This is a genomic window from Streptomyces sp. L500 (genome assembly GCF_054551825.1).
The window spans coordinates 36963-63676 of record NZ_JBTOLC010000033.1; the positions used below are offsets into that span (position 1 = coordinate 36963).

At 74.9% G+C, this 26714-nt stretch carries 14 protein-coding genes; 9 read left to right on the forward strand and 5 right to left on the reverse strand.

From position 1 onward, the window contains the following. Positions 1-88: 88 nt before the first annotated feature. Genes ACX9I7_RS24670 through ACX9I7_RS24680 form a run of 3 tightly spaced genes read right to left on the reverse strand, consistent with a single transcriptional unit; the run spans position 89 to position 9018 of the window. Complete coding sequence (locus ACX9I7_RS24670; protein WP_459388530.1) at positions 89-2923, reverse strand: helix-turn-helix transcriptional regulator; 2835 nt, start codon at positions 2921-2923, stop codon at positions 89-91. A 4-nt stretch (positions 2924-2927) separates the two neighbouring features. Next, the gene (locus tag ACX9I7_RS24675) at positions 2928-5963 is read right to left on the reverse strand and encodes an AAA family ATPase (protein ID WP_459388531.1); all 3036 of its coding nucleotides are present in this window, start codon (positions 5961-5963) and stop codon (positions 2928-2930) included. Continuing rightward, positions 5950-9018 carry an AAA family ATPase gene (locus tag ACX9I7_RS24680; protein WP_459388532.1) on the reverse strand — a complete coding sequence of 1023 codons (3069 nt, stop codon included), beginning with the start codon at positions 9016-9018 and terminating at the stop codon, positions 5950-5952. The genes ACX9I7_RS24675 and ACX9I7_RS24680 overlap by 14 nt, the downstream gene beginning before the upstream one ends. 314 nt (positions 9019-9332) lie before the next feature. Between ACX9I7_RS24680 and ACX9I7_RS24685 the strand changes: the two genes are divergently transcribed. Genes ACX9I7_RS24685 through ACX9I7_RS24715 form a run of 7 tightly spaced genes read left to right on the forward strand, consistent with a single transcriptional unit; the run spans position 9333 to position 21394 of the window. Then, on the forward strand, positions 9333-10709 hold the full coding sequence (locus ACX9I7_RS24685) for a glycosyltransferase (RefSeq protein WP_387569467.1): 1377 nt from the start codon (positions 9333-9335) through the stop codon (positions 10707-10709). Between the two features lie 15 nt (positions 10710-10724). Then, on the forward strand, positions 10725-11786 hold the full coding sequence (locus tag ACX9I7_RS24690) for a DegT/DnrJ/EryC1/StrS family aminotransferase (RefSeq protein WP_459388533.1): 1062 nt from the start codon (positions 10725-10727) through the stop codon (positions 11784-11786). 40 nt (positions 11787-11826) lie between these two features. Beyond that, positions 11827-13014, forward strand: coding sequence for a cytochrome P450 (locus ACX9I7_RS24695; protein WP_459388534.1), 1188 nt, complete (start codon positions 11827-11829; stop codon positions 13012-13014). After that, positions 13014-13208, forward strand: coding sequence for a ferredoxin (locus ACX9I7_RS24700; RefSeq protein WP_358239236.1), 195 nt, complete (start codon positions 13014-13016; stop codon positions 13206-13208). The genes ACX9I7_RS24695 and ACX9I7_RS24700 overlap by 1 nt, the downstream gene beginning before the upstream one ends. Before the next feature lie 45 nt (positions 13209-13253). Beyond that, positions 13254-14012 carry a thioesterase II family protein gene (locus tag ACX9I7_RS24705; RefSeq protein ID WP_358623295.1) on the forward strand — a complete coding sequence of 253 codons (759 nt, stop codon included), beginning with the start codon at positions 13254-13256 and terminating at the stop codon, positions 14010-14012. Then, positions 14012-16129, forward strand: coding sequence for an aminodeoxychorismate synthase component I (gene pabB / locus ACX9I7_RS24710; protein ID WP_459388535.1), 2118 nt, complete (start codon positions 14012-14014; stop codon positions 16127-16129). Before ACX9I7_RS24705 ends, pabB begins: the two co-directional genes overlap by 1 nt. Before the next feature lie 60 nt (positions 16130-16189). Next, on the forward strand, positions 16190-21394 hold the full coding sequence (locus ACX9I7_RS24715) for a type I polyketide synthase (RefSeq protein WP_459388540.1): 5205 nt from the start codon (positions 16190-16192) through the stop codon (positions 21392-21394). A gap of 82 nt (positions 21395-21476) precedes the next feature. On the opposite strand, the gene ACX9I7_RS24720 is transcribed toward ACX9I7_RS24715, so the two are convergent. Then, positions 21477-22346 (reverse strand): N5-glutamine methyltransferase family protein, encoded by an 870-nt coding sequence (locus ACX9I7_RS24720; protein ID WP_459388536.1) that lies wholly within the window; start codon positions 22344-22346, stop codon positions 21477-21479. 197 nt (positions 22347-22543) lie between these two features. Between ACX9I7_RS24720 and ACX9I7_RS24725 the strand changes: the two genes are divergently transcribed. Both ACX9I7_RS24725 and ACX9I7_RS24730 read left to right on the forward strand, forming a co-directional pair. Continuing rightward, positions 22544-23551: an ATP-binding cassette domain-containing protein gene (locus tag ACX9I7_RS24725; RefSeq protein WP_387569451.1), complete on the forward strand. Its 1008-nt coding sequence runs from the start codon at positions 22544-22546 to the stop codon at positions 23549-23551. Between the two features lie 62 nt (positions 23552-23613). After that, the gene (locus tag ACX9I7_RS24730; protein WP_189450118.1) at positions 23614-24480 is read left to right on the forward strand and encodes an ABC transporter permease; all 867 of its coding nucleotides are present in this window, start codon (positions 23614-23616) and stop codon (positions 24478-24480) included. 100 nt (positions 24481-24580) lie between these two features. Here ACX9I7_RS24730 and ACX9I7_RS24735 read toward each other — a convergent pair. After that, the coding region (locus tag ACX9I7_RS24735) for a type I polyketide synthase (protein WP_459388537.1) at positions 24581-26714 on the reverse strand (2134 nt) is incomplete at its 5' end.

Genomic DNA, 26714 nt, shown 5'->3' on the forward strand with positions numbered 1-26714 from the left:
CACCTGCACGTACGGCGCGCCCGGACATCCGGGCGCGCCGTACCGACGGTTTATTGGAAGCCGCGCGCAACAAGCGCGCACAAAGGATTCAGCCGGTCATCCCCAATGCCGGTCCACATTGCTCGGCCGCCAACTCGGCGCGGCCCTTGATCCCCAATTTTCGATAGGAATTCGTAAGGTGTTTCTCGACCGCCCGGGGACTTACCCCGAGTTCCCGGGCGATGTTCTGGTTGGTGAGGCCGCGGCCGACGAGCGCGGCCACCCGGCGTTCGGCCGGGGTGAGGACCGCCGCGGGCACCCCAGGGGCGCCGAGCTCCTCGCGGCCGGCCCGTTTCACCAGCCGGGGCACACCACAGGCCACGGCGAGCTCCCCGGCCTCCCGCAGCGCGGCCTCCGCCCGGGGGCCGCCGCCGAGCCGTCTGCCCAACTCCTGGAGGGCACGGGCGAGTTCCAGCCGGTTGGCCGAACCCCTGAGCACGGTGACCGCCTCGGCCAGCAGGGCCTCGCCCCGGCCGCCCCCGTACAGCCGGCCCTTCAGCCGCAGGGCGCGGCCGAGCACGGCGGGCGCGCCCCACCGCTCGGCCCGCGCGTGCTCCTCGTCGGCGAGGGCGCGCGCCGCGCCCGAGTCGCCGAGCCGGTGGTGGAGGCTGACGGCCCAGGGCCGCCAGGGGAACAGCGCCGAGCTGTGCCAGCCCGACGCCGCCAGTTGCCGGCCGCAGGACAGGACGGTCTCCAGGGCGTCCGTCCAGTCGCCGCGCCCCGCCTCCAGAGATGCCTCCAGGAGTCTGAGCATGGACGTGGTGACCAGCCCCGGCGCCCGGCACCGGCCGCCCAGGGCCAGTACGCGCTCGCTGAACGCCGGGTCGCGCACCTCCAGCGCCACGGCGGCGAGCACCACGGCGAAGGCCGCGCTCCCCTCGCCCTCCGGCTCCCCCGGCCGGTGGACGACGACGCGCTCGGCGTGCTCGCGCGCCTGCGTCAGCCGCCCCTGGGCCAGGAGCGTCAGCGCCCGCTCCGCGTGGTCGACGGCGCACGCCGCCGGGCCCTCCCCATGGGAGGAGAAGCCGTCCCCGCGAGCGGGGGAAGGGGCTCTCAGCCGGTGCCCGGCGGACAGCCAGGAGGAGACGGCGTCCACCGAGTCGGCCCCGCACAGCGCGAGCACCACCAGGGGCAGCGCCGAGTGGGTGCGGTCGGGGGCGGCCGGCTCGTGCTCCAGGATCCGGTGGCCCAGCCGGGCCGCCTCGGCCGCCGTCAGGGCGCCGGAGACCGCCGCCGCGTAGAGCAGGACGGCCGCGAGCTCCCGCTCGCCCGCCGAGCGCAGCGCGGGCTCCTCCCCCATGCGCCGCAGCCGCAGCACCGACGCGCCGAGTTCGGCGGGGTCCTCGCGGCCCGCGTGGCGCAGCCGCGCCTCCAGGCGCAGGGCCGCCTCGCGGGCCGTGCCCTTCAGCAGCGCGGCCGGGCCCAGTTCCCCGGCCGTCCGGCGGAGCAGGGCGATGGCGGGTGCGGGCAGGGCGCCGAGGAAGGCGGGCGGTATCCGCAGGGCGGCCAGTGCCCGTTCGGTGGGGTCGGACAGCAGGGAGACGGCCTGGGTGACGTGGCGTTCGCAGGCGGCGGCGTCGGTGTCGCGGACGGCCGCGGCGAGGTCGGCCAGCAACCGGGCGCGGTCCGGGCCGGGCTCGGGGCTGTCCTGGAGCGCCCTGCGCAGGGCGCGGGCGGCCGTCTCGGGGTCGCCGGCGCGCAGCGCGGTCTCGGCGGCCTCGCGGAGGATCGCGGCGGCCCAGGGCCGGGGGGCGGTGGCGGACTCCACGAGCCGCTCGGCGATCAGGGCGGCGGGGGCGCCGTGCCGGTGGAGGAGGTCCACCGCGGCCTCGTGTCGTGCGCGGCGCTCGTCCGGGGTGGTGGAGGCCGCCACCGCGTCCTGGACCGCGCGGTGGGCGAAGCGCGGCCCGCCGGGCCCGGTGAGCAGGCCGAGCCGGTGGAGGTCGGCCAGCGCGCCGTCGGCCTCCCAGGGGTCCAGGCCGGCCAGTTCGGCGGCGAGGTGGGGCTCGGCGTGCCCGCCGAGGGCGGCGAGGGCCTCGGCGAGGTGCCGTACGGGGCGGGACTGCGCGCGTAGACAGTCGGCGAGCCGTTCCGTCAGCTGCGGGGGCCGCAGCGTGTACGCCCGGCCGGCGTGGGCGGCCGTCGGCTCGTCGCCGTCGGCGGCCATCCGGTCCAGGAGGGAGGTCAGGAGGAGGGGGTTGCCGCCGGTGGCGTCGTGGCAGGCGGCCGTGAACTCCTCGTCGCCCGGGGTGCCGAAGCGCTCGCGGACCAGCGTCCGGGTGGCGTCCGGTGTCAGGGCGGCGGGGCGCAGTACGCGCGGGCCCGCGTCCAGCAGGTCGAGGACGGCGGGGCGGCGGCCGCCCGGGTCGCCGTCGCGCAGGGTGCACACGACGGCCGCGCGGAGGCCGTGGGGGCGGGCGGCCAGGTGGGCGAGCCAGCGCAGCGACGGGGTGTCGGCCCACTGGAGGTCGTCCACGAGGATCAGCAGCGGGGCCTCCGCACTGATATCGGCGAGCAGCGAGCGCAGCCCTTCGAGGACCGCCCACTCCTCGGCGGCGTCACCGGGCCCCTCCCCGGCCCGGTCGGTCGCGGTGAGCCGGGGGTCGTCCTGCCATCGCTCGCTCTCCTCGCGGGGCGCCCGGGACCGGAGGCTGTCGAACAGCTGGTGTGCCACTCCGAAGGCGAAGTCCGCTTCCATGGGGGCGGCGTGGGCGCGCAGGACGCGTATGCCCTCCCCGCCGGCCGGGCCGGGCAGCGCGCGCAGCAGCGCGGACCGGCCCGTCCCCACCGGGCCGGTCAGCAGCAGGGATGACGCCCTTCCTCCGGCGGCGGCGCGCAGGGCGTCCCCGGCCGCGGTGAACTCGGTGCCTCGTTCGAGCAGCATGTGGTCAGTTACTCTCCATTCCCCGGACGAGGGCGCGCAGTTCGCCGCGCCCGCTGACGCCGAGCTTCTTGTAGACGCTGCTCAGCCGCAGTTCCACGGTGCGCCGGGAGACCGAGAGCATCTCGGCGATGACCCGGTTGGCGTGGCCGTGGCCGGCGAGCGTCGCGGTGTGCGTCTCGGCCTGGGAGAGGGTGGCCCACTCCCGGAGCCGGCGGACGTCGGTAGGGGACGGCGCGCGCCCGTGGTCCCCGGCGAGCCGGCGCACGGTGTCCGCCAGTCTGCTGCCCGGGTGGGCGGTGATGAGCGCGGAGAGGTCGCTCGCCCAGGGGGCGGCGGCGGGCCGCTCGCGGGTCGTGCGGAGTTCGAGGGCGGCGAGGTCGGCGAGCGCCCAGGCGTGGGCGAGGCCGGCGGGGGTGTCGCGCAGGACGTTCACGGCGCGGCCCATCTTGGCGGGCCGTTCCTCGCCGGTGGGCAGGGCGGCGTTGAGTTCGGCCCAGCCGATGGTGCCGGCGGCGCCCCAGCGGCGGGCCAGTGCCAGCTCCTGTCCGCTCAGGCGCCGGGCCTCGGCGTGCTCGCCGAGCGCGAGGGCGGTGCGGGCGGCGAGGGAACGCCAGGGCAGCAGGGCGGGGTTGACGTACTGGCGGCGCAGCAGGATCCGGCCGGTCTCGCGGAAGAGGCCCATGGCCTCGGGCAGGTCGTCGTCGGCGACGGCGACCAGGGCCCGGGCGAAGAGCTGGTACGCCCAGGGGGCGCTGCCCTCGGTGCCGGCGGGGGCGGGTGCGCAGGCGTGGGCGCGGGCCTTCTCCCGGTCGCCGTTCTCCAGGGCGACGGCGGTGCGGACGGCCGTCAGGTAGGGGGCGGTGGCGGGGTGCCAGCCGTTCGAGGGCAGGGAGCGCTCGGCTTCGGCCACGTACCGTTCGGCGTCGGAGAGCAGGCCCCGGCGCAGGCTCAGTTCGGCGCGGACGGTGAGCACCCGGGCGACGCCGGCCCGCAGCCGGTCGCGGCGGACGTCGGCGAGGAGGGCGGCGATGCCGGCGTCGGCGGCCTCGTAGTCGTCGGCGAGGTAGAGGGCGCGGCAGGCGGCGAGGCGGGGCAGCAGGGGCGTGTCCCGGCCGGCCGGGGGGACGAGGGCCGCGCGGGCCAGCCGGAGCGTGCCGGCCAGGTCCTCGCCGTCGCGGGCCAGTTGCCAGGCCCGGACGCCGGCCTGGGCCGGGGTGCGGGGGACGCGGGGCAGGCCGGGGACGCGGGGGGTGCCGGGGTCCGTCCCCTCGCGCCAGCCGTGGTGGGCGGCCCAGTACAGGGCGACGAGGTCGTCGCGCTCGGTGTCCTCGGCGCGAGCCAGGGCGTCGGCCAGCGCGTGGCCCAGTCCGTGGGTGTAGCCGCGCAGGAGGCCGTGGTCGACGGCGCGCACGCGCGCGGCGGCGAGGGCGGGGCCGGGGGTGCGGGCGATCGCGCCGAGCCTGCGGTCGGCGGCCTCGGGGGCGGTCAGGGCCTCGGTGGCGGCCAGTTCCAGCTCCAGCCGGGCGCGTTCCACGGGGTCCTGGGGTTCGGCGAGGGCGCGGCGGAGGCAGGCGGTCGCGTGGTCGTGGTCCTCCCGGCGGAGGGCCGCCGCGTGGGCGTGGCGCAGGGCGGGCACGACCCAGTCGTGGCCGGTCGGCGGGGTGTCGAGGAGGAGCGCGGCGAGGTCCTCGCCGGTCGTTCCGGCGCGGTGGGCCAGTTCGGCGGCGCGCCCGCACAGGGCGGCCCGGTCGGCGGCGGGCATGCCGGCGAGGACGCGGACCCTGGTGGCCGGGTCGACGCCGGGCAGCGGCCGGCCGGGGGTGACGAGCCCGGTCGCCTCCAGCGCGGCCCAGAGGGCGGGTTCGTCCTCGGGCCGGGTGCCGGCGAGGTCGCGGAGGTCGGGGAGGCCCAGGACGCCGCGGGCGGCGGCGAGGGCGCGCAGGGCGGTGCGTTCGGCGGGGCGCAGAGTGCGCAGGACGCGCGCGACGTGGTCGGTGGCGGCCGCGGCGGCCAGCTCCCGTATCCGGGGGATGTGCGCGGCGACGGGCGGGTGCCCGCGCTGGGCCAGGCGGCGCAGCGCGTCGTCCAGTACCGCGGGGTTCCCCCCGGCCGCCTCGGCGGCGGCCCGGGCGAACCGCTCGTCGACGGCCGGTGCGGTGCCGCAGATGGCGCCCGCCATGGCGGCGGCGCCGTGCTCGTCCACCGCCGGGAGGACGACCTCGGTGACGCCGCCACCGATGCCGCTGCCCGTCCGGGCGAGGGCGCCGGGGAGCCGGGGCGGGGTGCCGTGGGTGCCCATCAGCAGGACGAGGGGGGCGGCCCCTCGCGGCCGGCCGACGAGCGCGGCCAGCAGCCGCGCGGACTCCGGGTCGGCCCGGAACACGTCCTCGACGACGAGCAGGGTGGGACGGGCGTGGAGGACCGCCGACAGGGCGTCCGGGATCCCGCCAGGTGCCGACGGCAGTGCGTCCCGGCTGTCGCCGGAAGCCGACCGCAGCTCGTCCCGGCCGCCACCGGAGGCCGACGGCGGCTCAGACCAGCCCTCGCCAGGAGCCGACGGCAACTCGACCCGGCCATCGCCAGAGACCGATGGCAGCACGTCCCGACCCTCGCCAGGAGCCGTCAGCAGCCCGCCCCGGCCACCGCCGGAAGCCGACCGCAGCTCGTCCCGGCCGCTACCAAAGGCCAGCGACTGCTCGGCCCCGCCCTTGCCGAAAGCCGTCGGCAGCGCGTCCGGCCCCCCGCCGGAAGCCGCCGGCAGGGCGACCCGCGCGGGCGCGGCGGTGCCGCTCGCCAGGAGCGCCGCCGTGAGGGCGTGCGGGATCGTGGCGGCGGCCGGGGTGGCGCGGGCGGTCAGGACTTGGAGGCCGCGGGCCTCGGCGGCTTCGGCGGCCCAGCGCAGCAGGGCGTGCTGGCCGTGGCCCGGGGGGCCGGTCACGACGACGACGGTGGAGCCGCCGCGTTCCAGGCGGGTGAGTGCCGAGGTCAGCCGTCCCCGGGCCCGGCCGCAGTGGGTCAGGAGGGGGTCAACGGACGGCACGGGCGGGCCTCCCGTACGCCACGGTGGGCATTCCGGCCGGGGGTTCCGGCGGGGCTTCGGGGGGCAGCGCCGAGGCGAGGGCGGCGCGGTCGCCTACGCCGAGTTTGCGGTAGACGCCGGTGAGGTGCATCTCCACGGTCCGCACGGTGACGAACAGCGCTTCGGCTATCTCGCGGTTGCTCGCCCCGGCCCGGGCGAGGGCGGCGACCTTGCGCTCGGTGCGGGTGAGGAGGTCGGTGCGGCATCCGGTGGCCTTGCGCATGCGTCCGCCTGCGGTCACGAGTCCGCCGCGGGCGGCCTCGGCGAGGGCGAGGGCGCCGCACTGCCGGGCCAGGCCGACGGCGGTGCGCAGGTGCTCGCGGGCGGCGGGCTGGTCGCCGGCCGCGAGCAGGGCCCGGCCCAGGTGGTACTCGGCGCGGGCGTGTTCGACGCGGGCCGGGGAGCCGGCCAGCCACTCCACCGCCTCGGTGTGGAGGACGACGCCTTCGGGCCCGGGGGTGGTCACCGCCAGGGCGTGGGCGGCGAGTCCGAGGGCGCGCGGGGTGCCCCAGGACCGGGCGGGGCCGGTCCAGCGTCCGGCGATCTCGCGGGCCTCGCCGGTCCGGCCGAGGGCGGTCAGCTGGCGGACGGCGTGCACCCACCAGGGGTGGAGGACGGCGTTGGCGACGCCGGCCGCCGCCAGGGCGTCCCCGCAGGCGAAGAGGAGGGCGAGGGCGCCCTCGTGGTCGCCGAGCCCCCGCCGGGCGCGGGCCCGGGCCATCAAGTAGGCGGGCTGCTCCAGCACATGGCCGTCCAGGTCCCCGGGCTCGACGCGGGCGAGGGTCTCCTCGGCCCGCCGGGGCTCGGCGTGGTCGACCAGTGAGGTGGCCAGCACGATATGAGGCATCATCAGCTCGGCGCACTGGTCCTCCTCCGCGGTCAGGCCGACGGCCGTGCGGGCGTCGGCGAGCGCGTCGGGGATCGCGCCGATGCCGTGGAGCATGAGCGAGCGGGCGGCCAGGGCGAGGGTGTACACGCGGGCCTCGCCGTATTCCTGACCATGCATCAGGACTCGGTCCAGGGCGCCGAGCGCGTCGTCGACCTCGTCGGCGAGGGCGAGCGGGAAGGCCGCGGCGAAGGCGGCCCAGCCGCCGGGCTCGGCGGCCGGGGAGCGCAGGGCCCGGCGGGCCTGGAGGACCGTGCGCGCCGCCGAGCGGCCGTCGAGGGCGGTCAGGATGCTCATCATGGCGGCCTTCTGCCGCTGGGCGGGGGTGTCGCCGTGGGGCAGGGTCATCCGCGCGGCGCGGTCGCGGACGGCGGCGATCGTCTCCCGCCGGACGGTCCCGGCGAGCAGCAGGACGGACTCCAGGAGCGCGGTCAGCTCGCGGTCGGCGGGCCCGGCGTCGGGCCCGGTCTCGGCGGCGAAGGCGGCCACGGCCTCGTCGAGGACGCGGACGGCGGTGGGGACGCGGCGCAGGGCCAGGCAGGTCAGCCCGTACTGGGCGGCGACGGCCGCCTTCGTGCGCGGGTCGGTGCGCAGCGCGAGCGTCTCCTCGATCAGCGGCAACGCCTCCTCGGGGTTGATCTCGGCGAGGGCCCGGGCCAGTTCGGTGCGGGCGGACAGGTCGTCCGGTTCCGCCCGGAGCACGGCGTGGAGATAGCGGGCCGCCGTCTTGTGGGCGCCCCGGGCGGCGGCGCGCGCGGCGGCGTCCCGCAGGGTGGCGGCCATCCAGGGCGGTACGGGGCCGGGCAGCCGCAGCACGTGTTCGGCGATGTCCTCGGCGGGACGGCCCGCGTCGCTGAGCAGGAGGACGGCCCGGGTGCGCAGCGCGGTCAGCTCCGGTTCGGTGAGCGGGGCGAGGACGGCGGCGCGGGTGGCGGCGTCCGTGAGGGCGGCGCGGCCGGGGGCGACGAGGCCGGCGCGGCGCAGCGCGGTCAGGGCGTCCTCGGCGAGGGCGGTGGTCACCCCGGCGAGGGCGGCGACGCGCTGGGGTTCGTCCTCGCCGAGGACGGCGACGGCCGTGGCGACGTCGCGGACCCAGCCGGGCTGGTGGCCGAGCCGCCGGCGGGTGGTCGTGGCGGTCATGGCGGCGCAGAGTTCGGCGGCGCGGCGCGCGCCGTGCTCGTCGGGCGCGGCGCCTTCGGCGCGCAGGGTGCGCAGAGCGTGGGTGAGGGTGCGGGGGTTGCCGCCGGAGGCCTCCGTGAGGTGGGCGGCGAAGGCGGGGGCGACGGGGGTGCCGAGGATCCGGCGGGCGAGCTCGGCGGCTTCCGCTTCGCCCAGCGGGCCGAGGGGCAGGAGCGTGGTCCGGTGGGGTGCGCAGGCGGCGGCCAGGGCGGCCCCGGCGACGGGTTCCGCTTCGGGGCGGTGGGCGAGGACGACGAGCAGCGGCAGGTGGTGCTCGGCGCGGCGCAGCAGGAAGTCGAGCCAGCGCAGCGAGTGTTCGTCGGCGTGGTGGGCGTCGTCGAGGACGAGGGTGAGCGGACGGTCCGCCATCAGGTTGCCGGCGAGACGGTAGAGGCCGTGGAGGACCTGGTGCGGGGGCGTGGCGGTCGTGTCCGCGCCGGGGGCGAGGGCGGGCAGGGCGTGGTGGGCGCCGCCCCGGAGGAGGGGGGAGCGGCCCGTGCCGGTGAGGCCCAGGGGACCGAACAGGGCGCGCACCGCGCCGTAGGGGGCGGCGGCACCCCCGGATATGCCCACAGGTACGCACCCGGGTATGCCCACGGGTATGTCCCCGGGCGCGCCTGCGGAGATGCCCCCGGGTATGCCCTCGCATATCTCCCCGGATATGCCCTCCGGCAGACCCTCGTAGGCGCTGGGCGCCCTGCGCGCGGCGGGTTCCCGGCCGCAGGCCGCGTAGAGGGTCCGGACGCCGCGGGCCGCCTGGTCGTCGATTAAGGCCCGCAGCAGGCGGGTCTTGCCGATGCCGGAGGGTCCGCCGATGAGGACCGCCTGGGCGTGGCCGGTGCGGGCGGAGGCGGCGCGGGCGGTGAGCGCCGCAAGTTCCCCGCCGCGGCCGGGCGGTGGCTCCGTTAAGCCGCCGGCGGGCGGGCGGTGCAGCACGGTCGTTCTCCTCACGCCCCAGGGGGGATCCGGCGCTCAGACATCACATTCCGCTCAAGTCCCGGCAAGGTGGATCTTGGGCCACCTCGTCAGGTCTCTTGTCACTCTAGAGCGTTTTGTATGACTAGGGGTTCCACTTGCTCGAACTCCTGGACATTAGATCCTCTCGTCGTTTTGACGTGGTAAAGGGTCGTGCCCGGCGCGTCGCGTCCGGGAGGAGTCTAAGGATTTCCCGGGGCGTGGCGTGAGATCACAGTGCGGGGAGGCCGACCGGCCCGCCCGGGGGCGTCCCGTGCCCCGCCCCGACGGCCACCACTGAAAGGGATGCCATGGACTCCGCCCGACGGCCGATCCTGTTCGTCAGCCTTCCGGAGAGCGGACTGCTCAATCCGCTGCTCGTACTGGCGGGCGAACTCTCCCGGCAGGGTGTGGAGGACCTGTGGTTCGCCACCGACGAGCCGCGTCGCGAGGACGTGGCGCGGATCGCCGAGCGGTCGCCGGTGGAGTTCGCCTCGCTCGGTGAGGTGATACCGGAGCTGTCCGCCGTGACCTGGGACGACGAGGTCTACCGGGAGGTGACCCAGTCCTCCCGCTTCCGGGCGCACCGGGCCGTCATCCGGCAGTCCTACAAGCCCGCCCTCCAGGCGGGGAAGTTCCGCAAGCTGGAGGCCGTGGTCGAGAAGGTCCAGCCGGCGCTGATGGTCGTCGACTGCATGGCGGGCTTCGCCGTGGACCTGGCCATCGCCCGGGACATCCCGTTCGTGCTGAGCGTCCCGTTCCTGCCGAGCAACGTCCTCACCTCGCTCAACCCCTTCGCCAAGGGCCACACCCCCGGGGACTTCCCGGTCCCCCACTCCGGGCTGCCGCGGAAGATGACCCCGGCGCAGCGCCTGAGCAACGAGCTGTTCAAGTACCGGACCCTGGCGATGTTCTTCAACCCGGCCATGGGCAAGGTGCTCCAGGAGGACGCGCGGATCCGCAAGGAGCTGCGCATCCCGCCGCCCAACCCGATGACCAGGATCGACAAGGCCGAGCTGGTCCTGTGCAACTCCATCGCCGAGCTGGACTACCCCTTCCCGATACCGGAGAAGATGCGGCTGGTGGGCGCGATGATGCCGCCCCTGCCGGAGGCCCCGGACGACGAGGACGTCCGCACCTGGCTGGACGCGCAGTCGTCGGTCGTCTACATGGGCTTCGGCACCATCACCCGGCTGACGAAGGAGCAGGTCCACGCGCTGGTGGAGGTGGCCCGCCGGCTGGAGGGCGAGCACCAGGTGCTGTGGAAGCTGCCCAAGGAGCAGCAGCACCTCCTGCCACCGGCGGAGTCGCTTCCGGCCAACCTCCGCATCGAGGGCTGGGTCCCCTCCCAGCTCGACGTCCTCGCCCACCCCAACGTCAAGGTGTTCTTCACCCACGGCGGCGGCAACGGCTTCCACGAGGGCATCTACTTCGGCAAGCCCCTGGTGGTGCGCCCCCTGTGGGTGGACTGCTTCGACCAGGCCGTCCGCGGCCAGGACTTCGGCATCAGCCTGACCCTCGACCGGCCCCAGACCGTCGCGGTCGACGACGTCGTCGACAAGCTCACCCGGGTGCTCGGCGACCCCTCGTTCCGCGAGAAGGCGGAGCGGCTGGGCGCCCTGCAGCGCGCGGCGGGCGGTCGCGAGACGGCCGCCGGGCTGGTCCTCGGTCTCCCCGCGCTGGTCTGATCAGGAGAGGAACCCATGTCGTTCAAGTACCCCGTGTCCCGTCCCGCCCTCGACGGCAAGGAGCTCGAGTACGTCACCGCCACCATCGGCGACGGCTGGATATCGTCCCAGAGCCCCGTCATCCAGCGGTTCGAGCAGGCCTTCGCGGACTGGAACGGGATCACCCACGGCGTGGCCTGCTCCTCCGGGACGGCCGCGCTCACCCTGGCCCTGCGGGCGCTGGGCGTCGGTCCCGGCGACGAGGTGATCGTCCCCGAGTTCACCATGATCGCCTCGGCGTGGGCGGTCACCTACACCGGCGCCACGCCCGTCTTCGTCGACTGCGGGGACGACCTCAACATCGACGTCACCCGCATCGAGGAGAAGATCACCCCGCGGACCAGGGCGATCATGCCGGTGCACATCTACGGCCGGCGCTGCGACATGGACGCGATCATGGACATCGCGTTCCAGTACAACCTGCGGGTCGTCGAGGACTCCGCCGAGGCCCACGGCATCCGTCCGGTGGGCGACATCGCCTGCTACTCCCTCTTCGCCAACAAGATCATCACGGCGGGCGAGGGCGGCATCTGCCTCACCGACGACCCCAGGCTGGCCGGCCAGCTGGCCCATCTGCGCGCCATGGCCTTCACCCGGGACCACAGCTTCCTCCACAAGAAGCTCGCCTACAACTTCCGGATGACCGGGATGCAGGCCGCCGTCGCCCTCGCCCAGGTCGAGCGGCTGGACGAGATCCTCGCGACCCGCCGGGACATAGAGAAGCGCTACGACGAGGGCCTCGCCGGCATCCCCGGCATCACCCTGATGCCGGCGCGCGACGTGCTGTGGATGTACGACCTCCGCGCCGAACGCCGCGAGGAGCTGCGCGCCTTCCTCGCCGAGGCGGGCATCGAGACCCGGCTGTTCTTCAAGCCCATGAGCCGCCAGCCCGGCTACCTCCACCCCGACTGGCCCTCGCTGAAGGCCAACCGGTTCGCGGAGGACGGCTTCTACCTGCCCACCCACACCGGGCTGACCGCCGCCGACCAGGACTTCATCACCGCCCGGGTCCGCGAGTTCTACGCCGCCGCCCGCTGACCGGACCCGCAGGCACGCCACGAGGGAATGAGTTTCCGACATGACGCACGCCGACCCGATGGTGGTCGACTTCCCGCTGCGCAAGCCCGGCGAGGCCTTCCCGCCTCCCCGGTACACGACCTACCGCGAACAGGAGGGGCTGGTCCTCTCCTACCTGCCCAACGGCAACAAGTGCTGGCTGGTCACCCGGCACGAGGACGTCCGCGCCGTCTTCACCAACCCGAAGATCAGCTCCAACCCGGACCACAAGGGCTTCCCCAACATCAGTGAGACCATGGGCGTGCCCAAGCAGGAGCAGATCCCCGGCTGGTTCGTGGGCATGGACTCCCCCGAGCACGACCGCTTCCGCAAGGCGCTCATCCCCGAGTTCACCGTGCGCCGGGTGCGGGCCATGCGCCCCGCGATCGAGGAGACGGTCGACAAGCTCATCGACGAGCTACTCGCGTCCGGCAACTCGGCGGACCTCGTCGCCGACTTCGCGCTGCCCGTGCCCTCCCTGGTGATCTCCGCCCTGCTCGGCGTGCCCCCGGTGGACCGCGACTTCTTCGAGTCCCGCACCCGCACCCTGGTCGCCATCCGCTCCTCCACCGACCAGCAGCGCGACACCGCCACCAAGGAACTCCTGCGCTACATCAACCGGCTCATCGACATCAAGTCGAAGTGGCCCCAGGACGACCTGGTCAGCAGGCTTCTCGCCACCGGCACCATCGCCCCCCACGAGCTGTCCGGCGTCCTGCTGCTCCTGCTGATCGCCGGCCACGAGACCACGGCCAACAACATCGCGCTGGGCGTGATGACCCTGCTGCAGAACCCCCAGTGGATCGGCGACGACCGCGTCGTCGAGGAGACGCTGCGCTTCCACTCGGTCGCCGACATCGTCTCCCTGCGGGTGGCCGTCGAGGACGTCGAGATATCCGGGCAGCTCGTCCGGGCCGGGGAGGGCATCATCCCGCTGGTGGCCGCCGCCAACCACGACGAGAAGGTCTTCGCCTGCCCCCACGCCTTCGACCCCTCCCGCACCGACCGCCACCACGTGGCCTTCGGCTACGGCATGCACCAGTGCCTCGGCCAGAACCTGGTGCGCGTCGAGATGGAGATCGCCTACCGCAAGCTCTTCGAGCGCATCCCCACCCTCCGGCTGGCGGTCCCCGTGGAGGAACTGGCCTTCAAACACGACGTCGTACTCTTCGGGCTGCACGAGATGCCCGTCCAGTGGGAGAGCTCCTGATGCGTATCACCGCCGACAACGAACGCTGCATCGGCGCGGGCCAGTGCGTGCTGACCGCCCCGGACGTCTTCGACCAGGACGACGACGGACTGGTCACCGTCCTGGCCCCCGAACCCGGCGCCGAACTCACCGACGCCGTATGGCGGGCGGGCGACCTCTGCCCGGCACGGGCCATCACCGTGCACGAGGACTGACGCGGGGAACGCCCCGCCACCCCCACCGAGAAAGGACCCGAGCCCTTGAACAGCGCGGACAACGACCTGGCCCTGTGGGCCCGGCGCTACCACCCGGCCGAGACCGCCACCACCCGGCTGGTCTGCTTCCCCCACGCGGGCGGCTCGGCCAGCTTCTTCCACCCCGTCTCCGCCCGGTTCGCCCCCGGCGTCGACGTCATCGCCCTGCAGTACCCCGGCCGCCAGGACCGCCGCCACGAACCCTGTATCACCGACATCGCCACCCTCGCCGACCGGATCACCGACCGGCTCATCGACCTGGACGACAAGCCCACCGTCTACTTCGGCCACAGCATGGGCGCCGTCCTCGCCTTCGAGGTGGCCCGGCGGCTGGAGGGCAAGGGCGCGGCGTCCGCCCCGAAGGCCGTCATCGCCTCCGGTCGGCGGGCCCCCTCCACCTCCCGCCCCGAGACCGTCCACCAGCGCGACGACGACGGCGTCATCGCCGAACTCAAGCTCCTCAACGGCACGGACGCCGGTGTCCTCGGCGACGAGGAGATCCTGCGGATGGCCCTGCCCGCGATCCGCGGCGACTACACCGCGATCGAGACCTACCGCTGCCCCGAGGACCGCGTCGTCCGCTGCCCCGTCACCGTCCTCACCGGCGACGCCGACCCCCGCACCTCCCTGGACGAGGCCAAGGCCTGGGAGCGGCACACCGAGGGCGAGTTCCGGCTCGAGGTGTTCCCCGGCGGCCACTTCTTCCTCACCGGCAATCACGTGGCCGTGAACGCCGAGATAGCCCGCGAACTCGGGAAACTCTGATGCGCACGCTCCTCGTCGACAACTACGACTCCTTCACCTACAACCTCTTCCACTACCTGTCCGAGGTCAACGGCGAAGAGCCCGAGGTCATCCACAACGACGACCCGGCGTGGCGCCCGGAGCTGCTCGGCGCCTTCGACAACGTCGTCCTCTCCCCCGGCCCCGGCACCCCCCACCGGCCCGCCGACTTCGGGTTCTGCGCGGAGATCGCCGCCGAGGGCCGGATCCCCGTCCTCGGCGTCTGCCTGGGACACCAGGGCATGGCCCTGGCCCACGGCGCCTCCGTCGGCCGGGCCCCCGAGCCCCGCCACGGCCGGGTCTCGCCCGTCCGGCACGACGGCACCGGCCTCTTCGAGGGACTCCCCTCCCCCCTCGACGTCGTCCGCTACCACTCGCTCGCCGTCACCGACCTCTCCCCCGACCTCGAACCCACCGCCTGGTCCCCGGACGGCGTGGTCATGGCCCTGCGCCACCGCACCCTCCCCCTGTGGGGCGTGCAGTTCCACCCCGAGTCCATCAGCACCCAGGGCGGCCACCGCATCCTGGAGAACTTCCGGAAGCTGACGGAAGACCACCAGCGCGCCAACGACATCCCCCGCGCCGAAGCGAGAACGGCGACGACAACCACGCCGGGAACCGCCCCCGCCCCGGCGGAGCACGCCGCCCCCACCCGGCGGCTGCGCGTGCTGGCCGAGTCCCTCCCCACCCGCTGGGACCCCGAGGTCGTCTTCGACCGGCTCTTCCGCACCGGGAACCACCCCTTCTGGCTCGACAGCAGCCGCACCGGCGGCCCCCTCGGCGAACTCTCCGTCATGGGCGACGCCTCCGGGCCCCTCGCCCGCGTCGCCACCGCCGACGTCGCCCGGGGCACCGTCACCGTGAACGCCACCACGGAACCCGCCCGGACCGTACCCGGCGACTTCCTGACCTGGCTGGAGCGGGACCTGCGCGCGGCACGCGTCGAAACCCCCGGCCTGCCCTTCGACTTCGCCCTCGGCTGGGTCGGCTACCTCGGCTACGAGCTCAAGGCCGAGTGCGACGGGTCCGCCGCGCACCGGCCCGCCGAGCCCGACGCCGTGATGGTCTTCGCCGACCGCGCCGTCGTCTTCGACCACCGCACGGACACCACCCACCTGCTGGCCCTCGCCGAGGACACCGACGAGGCGCCCGCCCGCGCCTGGCTGCGGACCACCGCCGACCTCCTCGACGGGGCCGCCGGCCACGCCCCCGGCCCCTGCGACCGGCCCGTGCCGCCCGGCACCACCGGGATCCGGCTGCGCCACGACCGCGACACCTACCTCAAGCTCATCGCCGCGTGCCAGGAGGAGATCAAGGCCGGCGAGACCTACGAGGTCTGCCTCACCAACATGATCGAGGCGGAGGCCGACCTCGATCCCTGGCAGGCGTACCGTTTCCTGCGCCGCACCAGCCCCGCCCCCTTCGCCGCCTACCTCGGCTTCGCGGACCTGTCCGTCCTCAGCACCTCCCCGGAGCGCTTCCTGCGCATCGACCGCGACGGGCTGATGGAGTCCAAGCCCATCAAGGGCACCCGGCCGCGCGGCGGCTGCGCCGAGGAGGACGCGGCCCTCGTCGAGGAGCTCGCCTCCTGCGAGAAGGACCGCGCCGAGAACCTGATGATCGTCGACCTGGTCCGGCACGACCTGGGCCGCTGCGCCGAGATCGGCTCGGTCACCGCGTCCCCCGTCTTCCAGGTGGAGTCCTACGCGACCGTCCACCAGTTGGTGAGCACGGTCCGGGCCAGGCTCCGGGAGGACGACTGCGCGGTCACGGGCGTCCGGGCCGCGTTCCCCGGCGGCTCGATGACGGGCGCGCCGAAGATCCGCACCATGCAGATCATCGACCGGCTGGAGGACGGCCCCCGCGGCGTCTACTCCGGCGCCATCGGCTACTTCTCGCTGACCGGCGCGGCCGACCTGAGCATCGTCATCCGCACCGTCGTACTGAGCGGCGGCACCCTCCGCTACGGCGTGGGCGGCGCGATCATCGCGCTGTCGGACCCGGAGGCGGAGTTCGAGGAGACGGCGGTGAAGGCGACGCCGCTGCTCGAGCTGCTCGGCGCCGAGTTCCCCGGCCGCGCGCCCGCGACCCACCCCTGACCGCCGCACCGGGCCCGGCCGGCGACACCGGCGCCCTCATCCGAACCTCCGGGAGTGACGATGCCCGTCCGCACCACCGACTACACGATCGACCCGACGGCCGGTTCCCCCGGCGCCCTGGGCGGCTTCACACTCCCGGACGTGTTCCAGGCCGCCGTGAGCGCCGCCCCCGACGCGGTGGCCCTCGTCGACGGGGACCGCTCCTGGACCTGGCGGCAGTGGCACGCCGACGTCGACGCCCTGGCCAGGGGCCTCCAGGAGCTCGGGGTGGCGCCCGGCGACGTGGTGGCGGCGCACCTGCCCAACAGCTGGGAGTTCCCCACCCTCCACCTGGCCGTCGCCGCCGTCGGCGCCGTGCTGCTGCCCGTCCACCAGGGCAACGGCCCCAAGGACGTCCACACCCTGCTGAGCCGGGTCGAGCCCGCACTCGCCGTCCTCCCCGCCGCGACCCAAGTCGGCGGCGGCGAGCACGAGCTGAGGGCGCATCACCTGTTGCGGACCGTGCCCTCGCTCCGGACCGTCCTGCTCGCCGGAACGGCCGGTGAGCATGAGGACGAGCCCGGCACGGCCCGGCTGGACACTCTGCTGGCCACCTGGTCGGGCCACGCCCCCCACCCCGTGACCGTGACCCCGGACATGCCGTTCGTGCTCGTCCCGTCCTCCGGCACCACCTCCGCCCGGCCGAAGATCTGCCTCCACAGCCACGACGGCCTGCTGTCGAACACCTCGGCCGTCACCGCCGAGGCCCCGGAGGCGTTCGCCCGCGCGGTCGTCACGGCCTGCCCCCTCACCCACCTCTTCGGTCTCCAGTCCCTCCACTCGGCCCTGTTCGCCGCCTGTCGGCAGGTGCTGCTGGGCTCCTGGGACCCCGACCGCTTCCTCGCCCTGGCCCGGGAGGCCGACCCGAGCGTCGTCTTCGCCGTCCCCGCGCAGCTCCACGACGTCGTCACCCGGCTCACCGAGTCCGGCGAACCGGCCGGCTTCCGGCCCCACGAGGTGCGCACGGCGGGCGCGGCCATCCCCGGCGCGCTCGTCACGGGCGTACGGGACGCGCTCGACTGCGCGCTCGTCGTCGTCTGGGGGATGTCCGAACTGGGCACCGGCACCCGCACCCGCGCCGACGACCCCGCCGACGTCGCCACCCGCAGCGTGGGCCTGCCCACGAGCGGCGCCGGGATCCGCGTCGTCGACGAGGACGGCCGCGACTGCCCCCCGGGCACGGTCGGCGAACTGCGCTACCGCAGCCCCGGAATGTTCCGCGGCTACTTCCGCGAGCCGGAGCTCACCCGCGCCGCCGTCACCGACGACGGCTGGCTGCGCACCGGCGACCTGGCCGCCCTGGACGCCGAGGGGCGGGTCGCGTTCCACGGCCGGTCGGCCGAGATCGTCAACGTGGGCGGCCGGAAGTTCAACGCCACGGAGATCCAGGGCCTGCTCGCGGACCTTCCCGGCGTGGGCCCCCTCGCGGTCCTGGGCGTGCCGGACGCCCGTCTCGGCGAGTACCCCTGCCTGGTCGTCACGGAGAAGGCCGCTCCCGCGCCCGGCCTCGCGGAGGTGACGGACTTCCTGCGGCGGCGCGGCGTGGCCGACTACAAGATCCCGCTGGAGGTGGTCACGGTGCCGGAGCTCCCGCTCACCCCCGCCGGCAAACTCCACCGCCGGGCACTGGAGCAGGCGCTCGCCACGGGCGAGATCGCCCGGGGCCCGGTCTGCGACGGCCCGGACCGACGGCCGTGCACGGTCGAGGAGGCATTGGACCTCGTCCGCACGTGCGTGGCAGACGTGCTCGCAAACGCGGAGATGGATGTGCGGGCGGACGCGACCTTCCGTGACCTGGGCCTGGACTCCGTCCTCGCCATCCGGCTGCGCAACGTGCTCCAGGAGGCGACGGGGCTGCCCCTGCCCACCACCCTGGCCTTCGACTTCCCCACCCCGCTCGCCGTGGCACGTGCCCTGACCGGCTGCCCCGCCGAGGAGACGGCACCGGAGGCCGTCCCCGCGCGGGACGTGGACCCCGGCGAGCCCATCGCCGTCATCGGCATGGCCTGTCGGCTGCCGGGTGGCGCGAACTCCCCCGAGGAGCTGTGGGCCCTCCTGGCCGACGGCACCGACGCGGTCTCCGGCTTCCCCACGGGCCGCGGCTGGGACCTCGACCGGCTCTTCGACGACGACCCCGAGCACCGGGGCACCTCCTACGCGCGCGAAGGCGGCTTCCTCCACGACGCGGGCCACTTCGACGCGGGCTTCTTCGGCCTCTCCGACCGGGAGGCCCTGGCCACCGACCCCCAGCAGCGACTGCTGCTCGAGATCTCCTGGGAGGCCCTGGAACGGGCGGGCATCGACCCGACGACCCTCAAGGGCACCCGCACGGGCGTCTTCACCGGCGCCATGTACCACGACTACGCCACCGACCGGGCGGGCGCGGCGGCCGACCTGGAAGGGCTGCTGGGCATCGGCACGGCCGCGAGCGCCCTGTCCGGGCGCGTCGCCTACACCTACGGCTTCGAGGGCCCCGCCCTGACGGTCGACACGGCCTGCTCGTCCTCGCTCGTCGCCCTGCACCTGGCGTGCCAGTCCCTGCGGTCCGGCGAGTCCTCCCTGGCCCTGGCGGGCGGGGTCGCCGTCATGGCGACCCCGGCGTCCTTCGTCGAGTTCTCCCGGCTGCGCGGCCTGGCCCCCGACGGGCGCTGCAAGTCCTTCGCGGACGCCGCCGACGGCGCGGCCTGGTCCGAGGGCGCGGGACTGCTCCTGCTGGAGCGGCTGAGCGACGCCCGTCGCAACGGCCACCCGGTGCTGGCGGTCGTCCGGGGCTCCGCCGTCAACCAGGACGGCGCCTCCAACGGCATCACCGCCCCCAACGGCCCCTCCCAGCAGCGCGTCATCCGCCAGGCCCTCGCCAACGCCGGGCTGCAGGCCGCGGACGTCGACGCTGTGGAGGGCCACGGCACGGGCACGGCCCTCGGCGACCCCATCGAGGCGCAGGCGCTGCTGGCCACGTACGGCAGGGACCGGGACGCGGACCGGCCGCTGTGGCTCGGGTCCGTCAAGTCGAACATAGGCCACGCGCAGGCGGCCGCCGGCGTCGCCGGTGTGATCAAGACGGTGCTGGCGCTGCGCCACGGCGTCCTGCCCGGGACCCTGCACGTCAACCAGCCGTCCTCGCACGTGGACTGGGCGGCGGGTGCGGTGGAAGTGCTGACGGAGTCACGGGCGTGGCCCCGGGAGGACGGGCGGACGCGCCGGGCGGGCGTGTCCTCGTTCGGGATCAGCGGCACCAACGCGCACGTGATCCTGGAGGAACCGCCGGCAACGGCGTCGGACCCCGTCGGATCGTCCGGTGAGGACCTCGGGCCGGCCGTGCCCTGGGTCCTGTCCGCCCGCACCGACGCGGCCCTGCGCGCCCAGGCGCTGCGGCTGGCCGAGCACGCGCGGGCGAACCCCGCCCTGCCGGCCCGGGACATCGGCTACTCCCTGGCCACCACCCGGGCCCTGCACGGCCACAGGGTCGTCGTCACCGGCTCCTCGCGCGAGGAACTGCTCGCCGCCACCGCCGCGTTCGGCGGCGGCGAGCGCGGCCCCGGCGTCGTACGCGACGAGAGCGCGCCCGGCGACCTGGCGTTCGTCTTCACGGGCCAGGGCAGCCAGCGCCCGGGCATGGGCCGGCGGGCCGCCGCGGCCTTCCCCGTCTTCGACGCGGCGCTGCGCGAGGTCTGCGCGGCCCTCGACCCGCTGCTGGAACGGCCGCTCACCTCGGTGATGTGGGCGGCCCCCGACTCCGAGGAGGCCGGGCTCCTCGACGACACCGCGTACGCCCAGCCGGCGCTGTTCGCCGTCGGGGTCGCGCTCCACCGGCTGTTCACCTCGTGGGGAGTGGTCCCGGACCACCTGGTGGGCCACTCGGTCGGCGAGATCACCGCCGCCCATGTGGCGGGGGTCCTCGGCCTGCGGGACGCCTGCGCCCTGGTCGCGGCCCGGGGCAGGCTGATGGGGGCGCTGCCGCCGGGCGGCACGATGGTGGCGGTCCGCATCGCCGAGGACGAGCTGACGCCGTGGCTGGCCGGGCTCGCCGACAGCGTGTCCGTCGCCGCGGTCAACGGGCCGCGCTCGGTGGTGCTGTCGGGCGCGGAGGGCCCGCTCACCGGGCTCGCCGACCGGCTCGCGGCCGCCGGGCACAAGACCCGGCAGCTCGTGGTGAGCCACGGCTTCCACTCGCCGCTGATGGAGCCGATGCTGGCGGAGTTCCGGGAGGTCGTCGAGGGCCTGTCCTTCGCCGCCCCGGCCGTGCCGGTCGTCTCGGCCCTCACCGGCCGCCCCCTGACCGCCGAGGAGGCCCGCGACCCCGGCCACTGGGTGCGGCACGTCCGGGAGGCGGTGCGGTTCAAGGACGCCGTCGACCGGTTGGGGGGCGGGCCGGCCGCGACGACGTGCTTCCTGGAGCTGGGCCCGGACCCGGCGCTCACGCCGATGATCGACGAGTGCGTCCAGGCGACGGCCGGCCGGCCGGGGGCCGTCACGATCGTCCCGACGCTGACGGCGGGTCAGGACGAGGCGCGGGCCGCGCTCGCCGCCGCGGCCCGGCTCCACGCCCACGGCGCGTCCGTCGACTGGCGGGCCGTACTGCCGGCGGCCGTGCCGGTGGCCCTGCCGACGTACGCCTTCCAGCGCCGCGAGTACTGGGTGGGCTCGGCGGCCACGGCCACCGCGCCCCCGGCGCGGCCCCTGGCGCCCTCGGTGCCCGCCGTCGACGACACGGGCGCGTCCCCGCTGCGGGAGCGGCTGGCGGGGCTCGACGGGCCGGAGCGGGACGAGTTGCTCCTGGGCCTGGTCCTGGCCGAGGTGACCGCCGTGCTCGGCGGGCGCGGGCCGCAGGGCGAGGACGCCGGGGCGCAGCCCTTCACGGAGATGGGCGTCACGTCCGTGAACGCGATCGAGCTGCGCGGACGGATCATCGAGGCGACCGGCGTCCGGCTCCCGGCGACGCTGGTCTTCGACCACCCCACCCCGGACGCCGTCGTCGCCCTGCTGCGGGAACGCCTGGAGGAGGCGGCGACGCGGTCGCCGCGCGGGGTGACCGGCCTGGTGGACGAGCTGGAGTACCTCCTCTCCACGGGCGTCACGGTCAACGCGGAGACGGCGGCCCGGCTGCGGGCCCTCGCGACCCGCTGGGGCCCGGAGACCACGCCCGAGGCCGAAGCGCCGGAGAGCGGGCTGGACCTGGACTCGGCCAGCGACGAAGAGCTGTTCCGGCTGATGGACGGGGAGTGATCCGGCTGACGGGCGGGGAGTGAAGGGTGCGCCGGCGCCGGGGCCGGGGCCGGGGCCGGCGCACCCTGGCCCGGCGCCCCGGCTACCCGCCGGCCCGCCGGGCCAGGGAGTACAGGGGCCAGCCGTCGTGGTCGGCGTGGGTGGACACCTCGGTGAAGTGGCCGCTCGCCCGCAGCAGTTCCGGCACGGACTCGCCGTGGACGTGCCCGTGCTCCACGACGAACCCGCCCCCGGGCCGCAGCAGCCGCTCGGCCGCCGCGACCACGTGCCGGATGACCCGCAGCCCGTCCGGTCCGCCGAAGATCGCCTGCCGGGGTTGGTGGGTGCCGAACTCCGGGGGCACCTCCGCCCCGTCCGGCATGAACGGCGGGTTCGCCACCACCAGGTCCACCCGTCCGGTCAGCTCCTCCAGGAGCCCGGGGCGGGTGACGTCCGCCTCGTGGAGGACGATCGGGGTGTCGCCCAGCTTGACGCGGCGCTCGCGGTTGCGGCGGGCGAAGTCCAGCGCCAGCGGGTCGAAGTCGACGGCGTGGACGGTGGCGTCGGGCCGCCCGTGGGCCAGGGCCAGCGCGATCGCGCCCGAGCCGGTGCACAGGTCGGCCACGAGCGGCGCGGAGACCTCCGCGACGGCCGCCAGCCCACTGGCGAGCACCAGCTCGCTGTGCGGGCGGGGGACGAACACCCCGGGACCCACCGCCACCTCGACGCCGCCGAGCTCGGCGAGGCCGGTCAGGTGGCCCATCGGCGCCCCGTCGGCCCGGCGCCCCACCAGCCTGCGGAACTTCGCGGCGACCCGGTCGTGCGGCTCGAAGTCCGCGGCCAGCTCGCCCACCCTCTTGCCGAGCACATGGGCGGCGATCTCCTCGACCTCGCCCCGGGGGGCGGGATGCCCCTTGCGGCGCATGATCGCCACCGCCTCGTCCAACAATTCCCCGAGGGGCTCTCGTGCCATGGATCCTCCCTCTGCGCGGCCATCGGTCGACGGACGCCGAAGCAGCAACCATGCACCCGACAGCCCTAGGTGAGACCCGAGACTTTTCGTGTTACGGCCGGTGGCCGGTCAACTCCCGGGTCCCGCATGCTCGCTGTCGGAAATCACTCGAAAATCACGGCGTTTTCGCCATCTCATCCATCTGCGGGAGAACAGCCATGAGTGGGCTCACCGTACCTGTCGACGCCCCGATGGCCGGGGACGACATCATGATCGAGACCGAGGACGTGGGCAAGGTCTTCGGCTCCGTACGCGCACTGGACTCGGTGAACATCACCGCCCGGCGGGGTACCGTCCTCGCCCTGCTCGGCCACAACGGCGCGGGCAAGACCACCCTCGTCAACATCCTCGCGGCCGCCCTGCCGCCCAGCTCGGGCCGGGCCAGGGTGGCCGGTTTCGACGTCACGCGCGAACCCCGCGAGGTCCGCCGACGCGTCGGCCTCACCGGCCAGTTCGCCTCCGTCGACGCCCAGCTCAGCGGGCGGGAGAACCTCGTCCTCATCGCCCGGCTGCTGGGCGCCGACCGCAGGTCCGCCCGGGCCAGGGCCGACGAACTCCTGGAGCTCTTCGGGCTCCAGGAGTTCGCGACCCGCCGGCCGGGCACCTACTCCGGCGGCCTGCGCCGGCGCCTCGACCTCGCCGCGAGCCTCGTCGGCCAACCGGACGTCATCTTCCTCGACGAACCCACCACCGGGCTCGACCCGTCCAGCCGACTGAGGCTGTGGGAGATCGTGGAAGGGCTCGTCGCCCAGGGCACCACGGTCCTGCTCACCACCCAGTACCTCGACGAGGCGGACCGGCTGGCCGACTCCATCACGGTGCTCTCCGCCGGATCCGTCATCGCCGGCGGCACGGCCGCGGAGCTCAAGGCCACCGTCGGCCAGCGCACCGTCACCGTCACCCCCGACCCGGCCACCGGCCCGGACGCCGCCGCCGCGGCCCTGCGCCGCGCCGGGATGGAACCGGTCCCGGACCGGGAGAACGGCACGGTCGTCATCGCCATCGAGGCGTCCAAGGACATCGCGGCCGTCATCAGGGCCCTCGACCACGCGGGCATCGAGGCCACGGAACTGTCCTTCGGTGAACCCAGCCTCGACGACGTGTACCTGGCCCTGGCCGACCAGCAGACCCGCCCCCGGCCGACGGCACCGGCGGTCGCCCCGTAACCCCCAGGCCCCACCCCCACCCATTCGCATATTCGCATGTTCGCGTTCACTGTGGAGACTCCATGACCGCACCGCTCACCCGGACCCCCGAGGAGGGCACGGCGGCGCCGGTCGCCCACGCCCCCGGTCGCCCGGGCAGCCCCACCGCCTGGGCCGGCAGCTCCATGCTCGGCCAGGTACGGGTGCTCACCGGCAGATCCCTCCGGGCGATGGCCACCGACCCCGGCACGGTCCTGTTCGGCCTGATCCAGCCCGTGATCATCCTCTTCGTCCTCACCCAGGTCTTCAGCAAGATGGGCCACCCGCCCCACTTCCCCAAGGGCGTCAGCTACCTCGACTTCGTCCTGCCCGCCGTCCTCGTGGACAACGCGGTCCAGTCCGCCATGCAGAGCGGCGTCGGCCTCGTCGACGACCTCAAGAACGGCATCGTCGCCCGGCTGCGCTCCCTCCCCATCCACCCCAGCTCGCTGCTCATCGCCCGCAGCATCTCCAGCCTCGTGCGCAGCGCGATCCAGGTCGTCATCATCCTGCTGCTGGGCATCACCGTGCTCGGCTACTCCCCCAAGGGCGGCGCGGGCGAACTCGCCGCCTCCGCCGGGCTGACGCTCTTCATCAGCTGGACGCTGGGGTGGGCGTTCATCGCGGCCGGCGCGTGGCTGCGGCGCGCCGAGCCGATGCAGAACCTCGCGATCATCGCCATCTTCCCCCTGATGTTCGCCTCCAGTGCCTACGTGCCCGTCGACGACCTGCCCGCCTGGCTCCGGGTGGTCGCCGAGGTCAACCCGCTGACCTACGCCATCGACGCCACGCGCGCCCTGGCCCTCGACGTGCCGGGCGCCGACGCCGCGCTGCCCGCGGTGCTCATCAGCGGCTTCATCGCCGTTGTGGGCGCCGTGGCGGCGGTGCTGGGGTTCCGGCGTCCGCTCTGACGGATTCTTCCTCTCACCTGCATACGACTCATCTGCATACGACGCTGCCCGTACCGAAATCGGTACGGGCAGCGTCGTTTTGGGGAGTCCGGGACCGGTGTCAGATCTCGTCCGAGAGCCCGAGCTCGTTGTCGAGGAGGTCGAAGACGTCCTCGTCGGAGGCGGACTCGAAGTCGAACTCCGCGTCCTCCCCGGAGCCGGTCGCGTCCCCGGCGCCCGCTCCCTTGCCGGCGTCGCGCAGGGCGCCCCACTTGGACCGGAGCACCTCCAGACGGCCGGCGACCCGCTCGAACACCTCCTCGGTGACCTCCAGGCCGAGGAACGCCTTCTCGAGCCTGTCGAGCTCGCCCAGGACCGCCTCCGGGCCGGAGGGCGAGTCCGCCGGGGCCACCTTGGCGTACAGGTGGTCCACGAGCTCCCCGGCCGTCGGGTAGTCGAAGAGCAGCGTCGCCGGCAGCCGGACGCCCGTGAGCGCGCTGAGCCTGTTCCGCAGCTCGACCGCGGTGAGGGAGTCGAAGCCCAGGTCCCGGAACGCCTTGGCCGGGTCCACTTCCGCGCCACCGGCGTGACCGAGGACCGTCGCGATCTGCCCCCGGACGGCGTCCAGCAGCACCTCGCGCCCCTCCGCCGCCGACAGCCCGGACAGCCGCTGGGCGAGATCGGCGGCGGCAGCGCCGCCACCGGCTCCGGCGGAGGCCGCCCGCCGGCCCGCCGGCGTCCGGATCAGGCCGCGCAGCAACGGCGGCACCTCACCCCGCGCGCGCAGCGCCGCGAGGTCCAGCCGCACCGGCAGCGTCACGGGCTCGTCCGCGAGGGCCAGCGCCCTGTCGAACAGGGCCACGCCCTCCTCGGCCGAGAGCTCCGGCATGCCCGTCCGGGCGATCCGCTGGACGTCGGCCTCGGTCAGCGTGCCCGTCATGCCGCTGTCCTGGGCCCACGGGCCCCAGGCGAGCGACACTCCCGCGAGTCCCTCGGCCCGGCGGTGCCGGGCCAGGGCGTCGAGGAAGGCGTTGCCGGCCGCGTAGTTCGCCTGGCCGGGGGTACCGAAGGTGCCCGCGGCGGAGGAGAAGACGACGAACGCGTCGAGGTCGAGGTGCTGGGTGGCCTCGTGGAGGTTCCAGACAGCGTCGACCTTCGGTCGCAGGACGGTGGAAACGCGATCCGGGGTGAGGGAGGGGATGGTTCCGTCGTCGAGCACACCGGCGGTGTGGACGACGGCGGTGATGCGAGCGTGCCGGGAGACGAGATCCGCCACGACGGCCGGATCCGCGACGTCACACGCTTCCACGACCACATCGACACCCTCGGCGGCCAACTCGGCCACCAGCGCCTCGGCGCCCTGGCCACTACGGCTCACCAGGAGGAGGTTGCGTACGCCGTGGTGAGTGGCCAGGTGCCGGGCGACGATCCGGCCGAGGCCACCGGTGCCGCCGGTGACGAGGACCGTACCGTCGGGGCGCCAAGGGGCCTCCGCCACCGGCTCGGCCGTCACCCGGGCGAGACGGGCGGCGAGGAACTCGCCGCCACGGACCAGGAGCTGCGGCTCGTCGACAGCCAGCGCCCGGGACAGCACCGAGGCATCGGCATCGTCGTCGAGATCCACCAGGCCGAAGCGGCCCGGGTTCTCCGACTGCGCCGAGCGGACCATGCCCCACACCGCCGCACCGGCCAGATCGCCACCTGTGGTGGCGCCACGCGTGACGAACGTCAGACGCGACTCCTCGAACCGCTCCTCCACCAGCCACGACTGCAACAGATCGAGAACATGAGCGGTGAGCTCGTGCGTCGAAGCCACTACGTCCGCCTCGCCACCGACCTCGACCACGACCGCCGCAGGGACGGCCTCCGTCTCGCTGTCGCTCAGCTGGTCGAGACCCACGTACGACACGGTCTCGGTGTCCGTCACCTGGACCGGCGTCCAGTCGAGCCGGAACAGCGAGTCCCTGTCGACTGTGTTGAGCTGGTCGGCCGCGATGGGCCGGACCACGAGCGACTCGACGGATGCGACGGGCGCACCCGTCGTATCGGCGATCGCGATCGACACCCCGCCGTCGGTGGCCGTACGGATACGCACCCGGACGGCAGAGGCGCCTGTGGCGTGCAGCGAGACGCCCATCCACGAGAACGGGACTCCGCCGCCCTGGCCCTCACCGTCCCCGCCGCCGAAGGCGGCGGCGTGCAGGCTCGCGTCGAACAGCGCCGGGTGGAGGCCGAAGGGCCCACCGTCGGTGCCT